Here is a 12,382-nt window from a genome sequence, read left to right on the forward strand (position 1 = left end):
ACACGATAGCCGCCGGTGTCGGCACCCCTTGCGGTGCTCGGCCTTCACCCTCATCACGTTTGGTTTCCCGGTAAGTTCATATCACTCTCTTGACGGCCGTCACGTTCTGGGTGCATCTTCGGAGTGAGGCGGATCACGTTCCCGAGAGAGTCGAGGTCGCCCATGGCGCTCCCGCCCCACGAAAACGACCACGAGTTCGCCCGATGGGTCACCGACCGGGCGACCGAACTCGACGACACCCCCGGCGAACCGGGACGCGTCGACCGGGCACTGCTCCAGGGCCTGGGCGAGAGCGGGCTGTTGCCCGCGCTGTTCCCCGGCACGGCCGACGACGGACCTCTGCGCGAGGCCCCCGCCACTCGGTTGTGCCTGCTCCGCGAACACCTGGCCGGTGTCGACACCCACGCCGAGACCGCCCTGGCCCTCCAAGGGCTGGGGACCTACCCCCTCCTGCAGTCCGGGAGCGACCGACAGCGGAAGCGCTGGGTCCCCGAGGCCGCGGCGGGACGGGCGGTGGCGGCCTTCGCCCTCACCGAACCCGAGGCCGGGTCCGACGCCGCCGCGCTGGAGCTGCGCGCCGAACCGTCCGGCGACGGTTGGCGACTGCACGGTGAGAAGACGTGGATCTCCAACGCGCCGGACGCCGACTTCTACACCGTCTTCGCCCGAACCACCCCCGGCACCCGTTCCCGGGGCGTCACCGCCTTCTGCGTCCCCGCCGACCGCCCGGGCCTGTCCGGTGAGCCCCTGGAGATGCTGTCCCCGCACGCTCTGGGGCACCTGGTCTTCGACGGGGTCCAGGTCGGCTCGGAGGACCTGGTGGGCGCCCCCGACCAGGGGTTCTCGGTGGCCATGCGCACCCTGGACCTGTTCCGTCCCAGCGTCGGCGCGTTCGCCGTCGGCATGGCCCGGGCGGCTCTGGCCGCCGCCAAGGAGCACACCGCCGAGCGTCGCGCCTTCGGCGGACCCCTCACCGCTCTGCAGACCGTCTCCCACACGCTCGCCGAGATGGCCACGCGTACCGAGGCCGCCCGCCTGCTGGTGTACGCCGCCGCCGAGGAGTACGACTCGGGTGGGCCCGACGTCACGCTCAAGGCGGCGATGGCCAAGCTGTTCGCCACCGAGACCGCCCAGTACGTGGTCGACTCCGCCGTCCAACTGCACGGTGCGCGTGCCCTGCACCGGGGCCACCTCCTGGAACACCTGTACCGAGAGGTCCGCGCACCCCGCATCTACGAAGGGGCCTCGGAGGTCCAGCGCCAGATCATCGCCCGTCACATGTAGTCGTCCACGAGCCGACACCGAGCCGTCACCACGGCCACGCCGCCCGCTGTCGCACCCCGCACTCGGAGGTCCAGCAATGTCGCACTCTCCGCCCGACCGACCGCTCCCACCGTCCTCGACCCCGAGCGCGTACGAGGACACCTTCACCCGCGACCACCTGCCGCCCCTGGAACAGTGGCCGCTCATCGAACCCCTGGACGTACCCGAGCGCCTCAACTGCGCGGAAGAGCTCCTGGACGGCACCATCGCCGGCCACGGCGCCGACCGGCGCTGCGTCGTGGGCGAACACGAGACGCTGACCTACGGAGAACTGCGGGACCGGGTGGATCGCATCGCCCACGTCCTGGTGGAGGAACGCGGCCTGAGACCGGGGGAGCGGGTGCTGCTGCGCGGCCCCAACGCCCCCTGGCTCGCCGCCTGCTGGCTGGCCGTGCTCAAGGCCGGGGGCGTGGTCGTCACCGTCCTCCCGATGTTGCGCGCCGGTGAGCTCGCCACCATCCTGCGCTCCGCGCACGTGGCCCACGCGCTGTGCGACGCCCGCTTCCTGGACGACCTGGACGAGGCGTCCCGGCGGGTGGGGGAGGACGCCCCCTCGACCCTGGTGTACGGCGGAAAGGGCCCCGACGACCTCACCGCACGGGTGGCCGCCCACCCCGACCCGTTCACCGCCGTGCGCACCGCCGCCGACGACGCCTGCATGATCGCCTACACCTCCGGTACCACCGGCGACCCCAAGGGGTGCGTGCACTTCCACCGCGACGTGCTCGCCATCGCCGACACCTACTCCGCCCAAGTGCTCAAGCCCGCCCCCGAGGACCTGTTCGTCGGCAGCCCGCCCTTCGCGTTCACCTTCGGACTCGGCGGACTGCTGATCTTCCCGTTGCGCGCCGGAGCCGCCACGGTGCTGCTGGAACGCCCGCGCCCCGAGGCGCTGCTGGACGCCGTCACCGAACGAGGCGCCACCATCCTGTTCACCGCGCCCACCGCCTACCGGGCCATGCTCGCCGGACGCGACGACCGCGACCTGTCCACCCTGCGCCGGTGCGTGTCCGCCGGTGAGCACCTGCCGGCGGTCACCTGGCGGGACTGGTTCGAGGCCACCGGTGTGCGGCTGCTCGACGGCATCGGCGCCACCGAGATGCTGCACATCTTCATCTCCTCCACCGACGACCACATGCGCCCCGGCTCCACCGGCAGGCCCGTCCCCGGGTTCACCGCCGCCGTCCTCGACGACAAGGGCGACCCCGTCCCCGACGGCGAACCCGGACACCTGGCGGTCCGCGGCCCCGTCGGCTGCCGCTACCTGAACGACCCGCGCCAGAGGGAGTACGTCCGCCACGGCTGGAACCACACCGGAGACACCTACGTACGCGACGAGGACGGCTACTTCTGGTACCGGGCGCGCAGCGACGACATGATCGTCTCCGCCGGCTACAACATCGCCCCCGCCGAGGTGGAGGAGGCGCTGCTCACCTCCCCCGACGTGGAGGAGGCGGCCGTGGTGGGGGTGGAGGACCCCGAACGCGGCCTGGCCGTACGGGCGTACGTGGTGCCGCGGCCGGGTCCGACCGCCGACACCGCCCTGGCCGATCGCCTGCGCGAACACGTGCGCTCCCGCATCTCCCCGTACAAGACGCCGCGCTCGGTGGTCTTCGTCGACGAACTGCCCCGGACCGCCACCGGCAAGCTCCAGCGCTTCCGGCTGCGGGAGGGCACCCTGTGACACCACACGCGAGTCCCGACCACCGAGCGGCCCGCCCCGACGCGCGGGCGACGGCACCCGGCAGACCGTGACGTCGACGAACAGGACGTCAACGAACAGGAAGGCGGCGCGATGCGCATCGTGTGTATCGGCGCTGGACCCGCGGGACTGTACTTCGCGGCCCTGGCCCGACAACTCGACGCCACCCACGACATCACCGTCTACGAACGCAACGCCCCGGACGACACCTTCGGATTCGGCGTGGTGCTCTCCGACGAGACCCTCGGCGGCATCGAACACGCCGACCCCCGAGCCTACGAGCGACTCACCGCGGAGTTCGCCCGCTGGGACGACATCGACGTCCACTTCGACGGCACCGTCACCACCTCCGGCGGGCACGGCTTCGCCGCCATCGGCCGCCGGGCCCTCCTACAGATCCTGCGCGCCCGCTGCGCCGAACTCGGAGTGCGCGTCCACACCCGCACCGAGGCGCCGCCCGCCGCGGAACTCGCCGCCGAGTACGACCTCGTGGTCGCCGCGGACGGAGCGAACAGCGCCACGCGCACCGCCCACGCCGACGCGTTCGGCACCACCCTCGAACCGCGGAGCAACCGGTTCATGTGGCTGGGCACCGACCTGGTCTTCGACGCGTTCAACTTCCACATCCTGCGCACCCCGCACGGGATCATGCAGCTGCACTGCTACCCCTACGCGACCGACGCCAGTACGTTCCTCGTGGAGATGGCCGAGGACGTGTGGGAGGCCGCCGGGTTCGTCGACCGAGACCTCGCCCCCGGGGAGAGCGACCTCGACGCCATCGCCCGCTGCGAGAAGCTGTTCGCCGACGTCCTGGGACGGCACCGACTGCTGCCCAACAACTCCCGCTGGCAGCGCTTCACCACCGTCCGCAACCGCACCTGGCACCATGGCAACGTCGTCCTGCTCGGCGACGCCGCGCACACCGCGCACTTCTCCATCGGATCCGGCACCAAGCTGGCCATGGAGGACGCCCTGGCGCTCGCCGCCCGCCTGCACGAGCACCCCGATCTGCCGAGTGCCCTGGACGCCTACGAGGACGAACGCCGAGCCGTGGTGACCAGCACCCAACGCGCCGCCCAGGCCAGCCTGGAATGGTTCGAGGACATCCACCGCCACGTCGACGCCGACCCGCTGCCGTTCGCCTTCGACCTGCTGACCCGCAGCCGCCGCGTCACCTACGACAACCTGCGCCTGCGCGACCCGGAGTTCGTCGCCCGGGTCGACGACTGGTTCGCCCACAAGGTGGCCCGCGAGGTCACGGGCGGAGAAGGCGCCCCCGCAGTTCGCCCGCCCATGTTCCACCCCTTCCGCCTGGGCGCGTTGGAACTGGACAACCGGGTCGTCGTCTCGGCCATGGACATGTACTCCTCCACCGACGGCACCCCCGGCGACTTCCACCTCGTCCACCTGGGCGGCAAGGCCCTCGGTGGCGCCGGACTCGTCATGACCGAGATGGTGTGCGTGTCCGCCGACGCCCGCATCACCCCCGGCTGCGCCGGACTCTACGCACCCGAACACGAGACCGCCTGGCGCCGCTTCACCGACTTCGCGCACGAGCACAGCCGGGCCCGCGTCGGAGTGCAGCTCGGGCACGCCGGCCGCAAGGGCTCCACCCGACTGATGTGGGAGGGGATCGACCAACCCCTGACCACCGGCAACTGGCCGGTGGTCTCCCCATCGCCGCTGCCCTACCGTGACGGAGTCAACCAGGTACCCCGGGAACTGGACCGGGCCGCCATGGACGCCATCCGCGACGACTTCGTCGCCGCCGCCCACGCCGCCGACCGGGCCGGGTTCGACCTGCTCGAACTCCACTGCGCGCACGGCTACCTGCTGTCCTCGTTCCTGTCCCCGGTCACCAACCGACGCACCGACGCCTACGGGGGCGACCTGACCGGCCGGCTCCGCTACCCCCTGGAAGTCCTCACCGCCGTGCGCGCCGCCTGGCCCGACCACAAACCCCTCACCGTGCGCGTATCCGCCACCGACTGGGTCGAGGGCGGCACCACCGGCGACGACGCGGTCCGGATCGCCCGCGCCCTCGTCGCGGCCGGAGCCGACGCCATCGACGTCTCCACCGGACAGGTCACCCCCGACGAGGAACCCGCGTTCGGGCGCAGCTACCAGGTCCCCTACGCCGAACGAGTCCGCCGCGAACTCGGTGTCCCCGTCATCGCCGTGGGCGCCATCTCCTCCCACGACGACGTCAACTCGACCATCCTGGCCGGTCGCGCCGACCTGTGCGCCCTGGGCCGCCCCCACCTGTACGACCCGCACTGGACCCTCCACGCCGCCGCCGAACAGGACTACGCGGGCCCCGGCGTCACCTGGCCGGTCCCCTTCCGCGCCGGTAGCCGCAAACCCCCCACCGGACGCACCGACGGGCCGCGTCCCCGACTCGAACTGCTACGGTCCGGCGACGACTCCACCCGGCACCGACGGTGGCGTCCCCACACCACCCGAGACGAGCCCTAGGGAGACCACGGTGTCGACCGCCTATGGCGACCACCCCAGCCAGATCGTCCACCGCCACGAGCCACGCCGGTACGACGGACCCGCCCCGGTCGCGGTTCTACTGCACGGCGGCTGGTGGCGGGACCTGCACGACGCGCGCCTCATGGACCCCTTGGCCGGGGACCTGGCCGCCGCCGGGTGGTTCGTGTGGAACGTCGAATACCGCCGCACCGGAACCGACGGCGGTGGCTGGCCACGGACGGCCCACGACGTCGCCCGCGCCCTGGACCTGCTCGCCGCCACCGCCGACCACGAGGACGGGCTGGACACCTCACGCGTGGTCGCCATCGGTCACTCCGCCGGCGGGCACCTCGCCCTCATGACCGCCGCGGACTCCCTCGTCACCTCCGTGGTCGCCCTGGCGCCCATCACCGACCTGCGCCGCTGCGCCGACGCCGGGCTGGGAGAGGACGCCGTCGCACCCTTCCTCGGCCCCGATCCCGCCCCCGAGCTGTACACGGAATCCTCGCCCCTGCACCGACTCCCCATCGGAGTCTCGCAGTTGATCGTGCACGGCGCCGCCGACCAGCGGGTTCCCGTCGAACACAGCCGCGACTACGTGGCCGCGGCCCGGGCCGCCGGTGACCCCGTGGAGTACCGGGAGATCGCCGGAGCCGACCACTTCGCCGTCATCGACCCCGCGCACACCGCCTGGCGTACCGTGCGCGACGCCCTCGGCGCCCGCTGACGACCGGGCCCGCACGACGAACGGCGGGGGTGGAGGGGCGACCATACCGATCGACCCCTCCACCCCCGCCATCGACCACGACGGTGTTCCGGTCGAGGTCAGTTGTCGTTGGAGCCGTTCGTGCCGCCCGAACCGGACTCGCCCCGGGTGTCGCCCTGGTTCCCACCGTTCCGCCAGCGGTCCGCCATCGAGTCGAAGATGCGGCCGCCCGCGCGCCCGGCGCCGTCGGCCACCCCGCGCAGGGTGCTGACCAGCGGGTCGCTGGTGCGGTTCCACTCGTCCCGGTAGGACCTGGCCGCGTTGCCCGCCTCCTCGGTGACTTTGGCGTCACGGTCGGTGGAGCGGCGGGGGTAGTCGCCGTCGACGACGCGCTGGTACTCGCCGCTCTCCACCCACCGGTGCAGCTCGGCCACCCGGACCACCGCGAAGGGGTGCGTCGCCGGAACGGTGGTCATCAGCTTCAGCACGCTGTCCACGGCGTCGCCGCCGCCCTCGTACTCGCGAGCCTGCTCCATGAAGGAATCGGGGTTCATCTGGGACAGGTTGGAACCACCGGCGAGCTTCATCAGGGCGCGCTTGGCGGCGTCCGGGTTCTGGCAGGCGAGCAGCCCGGCACGGTCACTGGACAGCTCGGACTTGCGCTGCCACTCCCGCAGCCCCGCCAGGATCGCCTGGATGGCGATGGCGCCCAACGGGATCCACATGATCTTGGTGGACAGCCACACCAGCAACAGGAGCAACGTGCGGTAGATGGTGTGGCCACTGAGCACGTGCCCGACCTCGTGCCCGATGACGAACCGCTTCTCCTCGGCGTCGAACAGGTCGAACAGACCGGTCGTCATGACGATGAACGGCTTCTTGCGGCCGATCGCCATGGCGTTGGGCTGGGGATCCATCTTGACGTAGAGCTCGGGAACCTCGTCCAGGTCCAGGACGTAGGCCGCGTCGCGCAGGTAGTCGTGCAGTTCCGGGAACTGGGTGGGGCTGACCCGCACGGCGCTGGAGAGGAACATCAGGCGCAGGGAGCGTTCGTTGATCCGCCCGAAAACGGACTTGACGAGGGTGTCGAAACCCGTCAGGGATCGCAGCGCCACCAGGGCGCCACGATCGGCGGGGTGCTCGTAGGCACGCGCGGAGATATCGGTGAGCCGGACACGGACGCGATCTGGTGAGTTGGCCATATCGGCATGCTATGCGTCACGATGCGGCTTGGCCACGGTTTGCGGCGAACGAGATATGACGCGTTCGTGCACATCCTTCACGACCTGCGGGGAAGGAAGCGGGCACAGGCCTTGTTCGAGCAGTTCAGGGCGATGATGACACGACACACGGTCGACCACCGGTACCCGGGGTCGGCTACCCTCAGGTGGCTGAAACGGGCCACCAAGACAGTGATACGGCGAAACGGAGCGCACAGTGACGGACCAGGCCACCGGCGCCTCCCCCCAGGACGAGACCGCGCTGAGACAGAGACGGGTCGGAACGTCCCCGACCAAGGTCGGCATCATGGGTGGAACCTTCGACCCCATCCACCACGGTCACCTCGTGGCCGCCAGTGAGGTCGCCCACCTCTTCGGGCTCGACGAGGTCGTCTTCGTTCCCACCGGACAGCCCTGGCAGAAGGACCCCGCCAAGGTCACCCCCTCCGAGGACCGCTACCTGATGACGGTCATCGCCACGGCCGAGAACCCCCAATTCCGGGTCGATCGTGCCGAGATCGATCGCTCCGGGCCGACCTACACCATCGACACCCTCCGCCAGATGCGCGCCTCCTACGGGCCCGACGTGGAGTTGTACTTCATCACCGGAGCCGACGCCCTCGGCGCGATCCTCAGCTGGCACAACGTCGACGAACTCTTCGACCTCGCGCATTTCGTAGGCTGTAACCGGCCCGGACACCACCTCAGCGACACCGGCCTTCCCGAAGGCAAGGTCTCCCTGGTGGAGGTCCCCGCGCTCGCCATCTCCTCGACCGAGTGCCGCGAACGCGTCCGCAAGGGCGAACCCATCTGGTACCTGGTACCCGACGGCATCGTCCGCTACATCCACAAGACCGGGCTCTACCTGGAGCCATGAGGTGACGGACCACAACCGTCACCGGTCGCACCCGATCAAGTGAAGGCAGCAACCACAACGTGACAGCCACCGACAGGGCAGTGGAACTGGTCCAGGTCGCCGCAGAGGCCGCCTCCGACAAGCTCGGCCAGGAGATCATCGCCTACGACGTCAGCGAACAGCTCATGATCACCGACGCCTTCGTGCTGTGCTCGGCGCCCAACGACCGTCAGGTCCGCGCCATCGTCGACGAGGTCGAGGACCAGCTGCGCATCAAGTCCGGCGCCAAGCCCGTCCGCCGCGAGGGCGAACGCGACGGCCGCTGGGTCCTGCTGGACTACGCCGAGATCATCGTGCACGTCCAGCACGAGGAGGAGCGCGGCTTCTACGGGCTCGAACGCCTCTGGAAGGACTGCCCCGAGATCGAGCTCCCCGAGGGCTCCCGCGGGGCCGAACGCACCCCGCTGGACGAGTAGCAAGCCCACGCGGCCGCAGGGGCCGCCGGACAAGAGAGACACACCACGTGAGTGACACCCCTCGTGTGCTGTTCTGGCGGCACGGACGCACCTCCTGGAACGTCGAGAAACGCTTCCAGGGGCAGACCGACATCGACCTCGACCCGGTCGGCCACGCTCAGGCCGAACGGGCCGGTCGGCTGCTCGCGACCTTGAACCCCGCCCTCATCGTCGCGTCCGACCTCAAGCGCGCCGCCGACACCGCCGGATACCTCGAACGTGCCTCCGGGCTTCCGGTGGAGTTCGACAAGGGCCTGCGGGAACGCTACGGCGGATCCTGGGAAGGGCACACCGCCACCGAACTCGCCGAGCGCTACCCCGCCCAACACCCGACCATGGACATCCCCGACGGAGAGGCCATCGCCGACGTCGGCGACCGCATGCGCGCGGCCATCGAACGGGGACTCGCCAAGACCCCCGCCGGCGGCCTCCTCGTCATGGTCAGCCACGGGGCGGCCCTGCGTGTGGGGATCTCGCGCATGCTCGACATCCCCGACGAACGCCGCGAGCTCCTCGGCCCCCTCGGCAACTGCAACTGGTCCGTCCTCCAGGCCCGTGGTGAGACCTGGCGACTCATGGAACACAACGCCGCCAGCCTCCCCGAGCCCGTCGTCCTCAGCGACGACGCCTGATTCCGTTTCGACGAACGGCCGATCATCCGCTAAAGTTCAGGGAGTCGAAAGGGCGCAGCCCCGACGACTCCCACAAGGGGCTATGGCGCAGTCGGTAGCGCGCCTCCATGGCATGGAGGAGGTCTGGGGTTCGAATCCCCATAGCTCCACTCCACTCCGGAACGACTCTGCTCGGGGGACTTCGTCCACCTCGCCAGGTCGTTTCGTCGTTTCTTCTGGGGGCGACCCCCAGACCCCCGATATTCAGGACGACTCTGCTCGGGGGACTTTGTCCACCTCGCCAGGTCGTTTCGTCGTTTCTTCTGGGGGCGACCCCCAGACCCCCGATATTCAGGACGACTCTGCTCGGGGGACTTCGTCCGCCTCGCCAGGTCGTTTCGTCGTTTCTTCTGGGGGCGACCCCCAGACCCCCGGTGTGTGCTCGCCGGGGGCCTTGTTCTTTCTGGCCAGAGGGCTTACGACGAACGCCAGGCGTTCAGGAAACCGGCCAGGTACTGGAAGGGGACCGCGGCCCCCTTGGTCTGGTCGATGCTCCCGGCCAGGTGCAGGTCCAGTTCGGGGCAGTGGAACAGCCAGGTCCCGGTGCCGCCGGAGTGGCCGATGAGCGTGAGAGGCGCCCGGCCACCGGCCAAGAGCCGATTGACGTGGAAGTACATGGTGCCCAGCCCGTAGTGGATCATCGGGAGGTTGCGCAGTCGGTTGCGCCGCTCGGTCAGTGGGCTCGGGTCGTCCAGGATCCTTCCGTCGAGCAGCGCCCGTTGAAAGGTGATCAGGTCACCGGTGGTGCTGTACAGGTCGTTGCTGGACGTGAGCAGGGCGGGGAGTTCGACGCGGCGCTGTTTCGTGTGCAGCGGTGCCATGCCGGGAGGCGGTGGGCCGGGCGGTCGGGTGTCCTTCAACCCCAGGGGGACGAGGATCCGCTCGGCGAGCAGGGCACCGAACGAACGTCCGGTCGTCCGCTCCAGGACACGGATGAGCAACTGGAAACCGGTGTCGGAGTAACGGGCCTTCTGTCGGGCGGCGGACAGATCCTGGGGTGGGAAGTACGGTCGCTGCTGCTCACGGGTGGTCCGCAGGATGTCCTCGAAGATCCAGGCGGTGTCCCGCCCGGCGACGAGGTGTTCGTTGAGGCTTGGACCCTCGCGGCGTTTCTCGAAGTGGTCGGGGAGCCCCGAGGTGTGGCTCGCCAGGTGCCGCAGCGTGATGGTCGGCGTGTGGTCGACCCCGTCGAGGACGTGGACGCCGGTGGCCTCGGGCAGGTGGGCGATCAAGGGTGAGTCCAGGTCGAGTTCGCCGCGCTCATGGGCCCGCAGGGCCAACGTGACGATGAAGCGCTTGGTGACGCTCGCGACGAAGAACGGGGTGTCGGGGCGCGATCCGAGGTCGTCCGGGCCCCGCGCGGCCGCCCAGTGGTGGCCGCGGCCGGTGACGGCGACGCAGGCGTGGTGTACGTCGCTACGGCCCACGAGCCGTTCCAGCAGGCGCCGCATTCGCGCGTCGAGGTCGGCGGGGACGTGGTTGTCGGGGGAGGGGGTCGTGATCACGTCGTCGTCTCCAGTGCCGTCGGCACCTCGTTCGATTCTTCGTGGTGGGCGCCCAAGGGCTCCCCGATCCCTTGGAAGGGCGGTCGAGGAAGTGGTCAGGATATTGCGCGTACGCGCGGTGTCGAGCGAAGGGCCCGTGGCCGGATCCGGCCACGGGCCATGAGGCTCGTCGGCCTACTGCAGGTCGCGGAAGAAGGCACGGAGGTCGCCGACCAGCAGGTCCGGCCTCTCCAGGGACAGGAAGTGGCCGCCCGCGTCGAGTTCGGTCCAGCGCATCACGTGATGGTCGCGTTCGGCCCAGCGCCGCACGGTCACGTCGTGGGCCGATAGCAGTACCCCGGTCGGCGCCCCCTTGGCCTCGGCGCCGCTTTCCTCGGCGTCCCAGCCCCCGGAATCACCCTGGTCTCCCGAAGCGCTCCATTCGCTCGCCGACATCTCCTCGTAGTAGATCTGCGCGGCCGAGGCGGCGGTACCGGTCAGCCAGTACAGGGACACACAGGTGAGCATCCGGTCGCGGTCCAGGCTCTCCTCCGGAAGCCCTTCCTCCGGCAGGGAGAGCTCCTTGAACTTCTCCACCATCCAGGCCAGCTGTCCCACCGGCGAGTCGGTCAGGCCATAGGCCACGGTCTGCGGTCGCTTGCCGTTGCACCGCAGGTAACCGTCGTTGTAGTCCCGCATGGAGTCCCACCGCCGCTGGTCCGGCTCGGACAGGCCCTTGGTCTCCTCGTCGTCGTACGGGAAGGTGATCATCCCGTTGACGTGCACACCGAGAACCCGTTCGGGCGCCTGCTCACCGATGGTCGGTGCCACCCACGCCCCGGTGTCGTAACCGTGTACGGCGAAGCGCTCGTATCCGAGGCGGGCCATCAGTTCGAGGAACACCCCTCCCATCCGGGAGGCGTTCATCCCCGGGCCCGCCAACGGGGTCGAGAAGCCGAAGCCCGGCAGGGACGGGATCATCAGGTGGAAGGCGTCCGCGGGGTCGCCGCCGTGGGCACGCGGGTCGGTGAGCGGCCCGATGACGTCCAGGAAGTCGGTCACGGCGCCGGGCCAGCCGTGCGTCATCAACAGAGGGGTGGCCTCCGACTCGGACGAACGGACGTGCAGGAAGTGCACGTTCTGGCCGTCGACCTCGGTGGTGAACTGCGGATGGGCGTTGATCTCCGCCTCGGCGGCCCGCCAGTCGTAGGTGGTGCGCCAGTACTCGGCCAGCTCCTTGAGGTAGCCGACCGGGACCCCGCGGTCCCAGCCGACCCCGGGTGGTTCGGCGGGCCAACGGGTGCCCGCCAACCGAGAGCGGAGGTCGGTCAGGTGATCCTCGGGGATCTCGATGCGGAAGGGGCGGATTCGCCGCGCCGGGTTCGTCATGCCATCCACGCTAGGAACCGGTTAGGTCAGGATCATTCCTA

At 70.1% G+C, this 12,382-nt stretch carries 10 protein-coding genes and 1 tRNA gene; 8 read left to right on the forward strand and 3 right to left on the reverse strand.

The window, feature by feature from the left end; all coding sequences use genetic code 11:
- The first annotated feature begins 162 nt into the window (after positions 1–162).
- The 4 genes from ACWGSK_RS21560 to ACWGSK_RS21575 all read left to right on the forward strand — a co-directional run bounded on the left by ACWGSK_RS21560 (position 163) and on the right by ACWGSK_RS21575 (position 6,227).
- Entirely contained in the window at positions 163–1,284 is a 1,122-nt protein-coding gene (locus ACWGSK_RS21560) for an acyl-CoA dehydrogenase family protein (protein WP_452456575.1), read from the forward strand.
- Positions 1,285–1,360: 76 nt separating this feature from the next.
- Entirely contained in the window at positions 1,361–3,007 is a 1,647-nt protein-coding gene (locus ACWGSK_RS21565) for a benzoate-CoA ligase family protein (RefSeq protein WP_452456576.1), read from the forward strand.
- Positions 3,008–3,118: 111 nt separating this feature from the next.
- Positions 3,119–5,500 (forward strand): bifunctional salicylyl-CoA 5-hydroxylase/oxidoreductase, encoded by a 2,382-nt coding sequence (locus ACWGSK_RS21570; protein ID WP_358512879.1) that lies wholly within the window; start codon positions 3,119–3,121, stop codon positions 5,498–5,500.
- A 10-nt stretch (positions 5,501–5,510) separates the two neighbouring features.
- On the forward strand, positions 5,511–6,227 hold the full coding sequence (locus ACWGSK_RS21575; protein WP_452456577.1) for an alpha/beta hydrolase family protein: 717 nt from the start codon (positions 5,511–5,513) through the stop codon (positions 6,225–6,227).
- A 98-nt stretch (positions 6,228–6,325) separates the two neighbouring features.
- On the opposite strand, the gene ACWGSK_RS21580 is transcribed toward ACWGSK_RS21575, so the two are convergent.
- Complete coding sequence (locus tag ACWGSK_RS21580; RefSeq protein ID WP_358512883.1) at positions 6,326–7,408, reverse strand: M48 family metallopeptidase; 1,083 nt, start codon at positions 7,406–7,408, stop codon at positions 6,326–6,328.
- 280 nt (positions 7,409–7,688) lie between these two features.
- On the opposite strand from ACWGSK_RS21580, the gene nadD reads away from it, so the two are divergent.
- From nadD to ACWGSK_RS21600, 4 genes are all read left to right on the forward strand, one after another.
- Positions 7,689–8,303 (forward strand): nicotinate-nucleotide adenylyltransferase, encoded by a 615-nt coding sequence (gene nadD / locus ACWGSK_RS21585; protein ID WP_358512934.1) that lies wholly within the window; start codon positions 7,689–7,691, stop codon positions 8,301–8,303.
- Positions 8,304–8,362: 59 nt separating this feature from the next.
- A complete protein-coding gene (rsfS, locus tag ACWGSK_RS21590; RefSeq protein WP_358512885.1) occupies positions 8,363–8,758 on the forward strand; it encodes a ribosome silencing factor in 396 nt (131 codons plus the stop codon).
- A 47-nt stretch (positions 8,759–8,805) separates the two neighbouring features.
- Positions 8,806–9,429 carry a histidine phosphatase family protein gene (locus ACWGSK_RS21595; protein WP_358512887.1) on the forward strand — a complete coding sequence of 208 codons (624 nt, stop codon included), beginning with the start codon at positions 8,806–8,808 and terminating at the stop codon, positions 9,427–9,429.
- Positions 9,430–9,505: 76 nt separating this feature from the next.
- Positions 9,506–9,578 (forward strand) — tRNA-Ala (locus tag ACWGSK_RS21600).
- A 306-nt stretch (positions 9,579–9,884) separates the two neighbouring features.
- On the opposite strand, the gene ACWGSK_RS21605 is transcribed toward ACWGSK_RS21600, so the two are convergent.
- Both ACWGSK_RS21605 and ACWGSK_RS21610 read right to left on the reverse strand, forming a co-directional pair.
- Positions 9,885–10,973 carry a serine hydrolase domain-containing protein gene (locus ACWGSK_RS21605; protein WP_452456578.1) on the reverse strand — a complete coding sequence of 363 codons (1,089 nt, stop codon included), beginning with the start codon at positions 10,971–10,973 and terminating at the stop codon, positions 9,885–9,887.
- Between the two features lie 174 nt (positions 10,974–11,147).
- Entirely contained in the window at positions 11,148–12,341 is a 1,194-nt protein-coding gene (locus ACWGSK_RS21610) for an epoxide hydrolase family protein (protein WP_452456579.1), read from the reverse strand.
- Positions 12,342–12,382: the final 41 nt, after the last annotated feature.

The sequence above is a fragment of the Nocardiopsis sp. NPDC055551 genome, from assembly GCF_053619415.1.

Coding starts and splice junctions, on each gene's coding strand:
- ACWGSK_RS21560 (WP_452456575.1), top strand. CDS start 163: ATGGCGCTCCCGCCCCACGAAAACGACCACGAGTTCGCCCGATGGGTC.
- ACWGSK_RS21565 (WP_452456576.1), top strand. CDS start 1,361: ATGTCGCACTCTCCGCCCGACCGACCGCTCCCACCGTCCTCGACCCCG.
- ACWGSK_RS21610 (WP_452456579.1), bottom strand. CDS start 12,341: ATGACGAACCCGGCGCGGCGAATCCGCCCCTTCCGCATCGAGATCCCC.
- ACWGSK_RS21580 (WP_358512883.1), bottom strand. CDS start 7,408: ATGGCCAACTCACCAGATCGCGTCCGTGTCCGGCTCACCGATATCTCC.
- ACWGSK_RS21570 (WP_358512879.1), top strand. CDS start 3,119: ATGCGCATCGTGTGTATCGGCGCTGGACCCGCGGGACTGTACTTCGCG.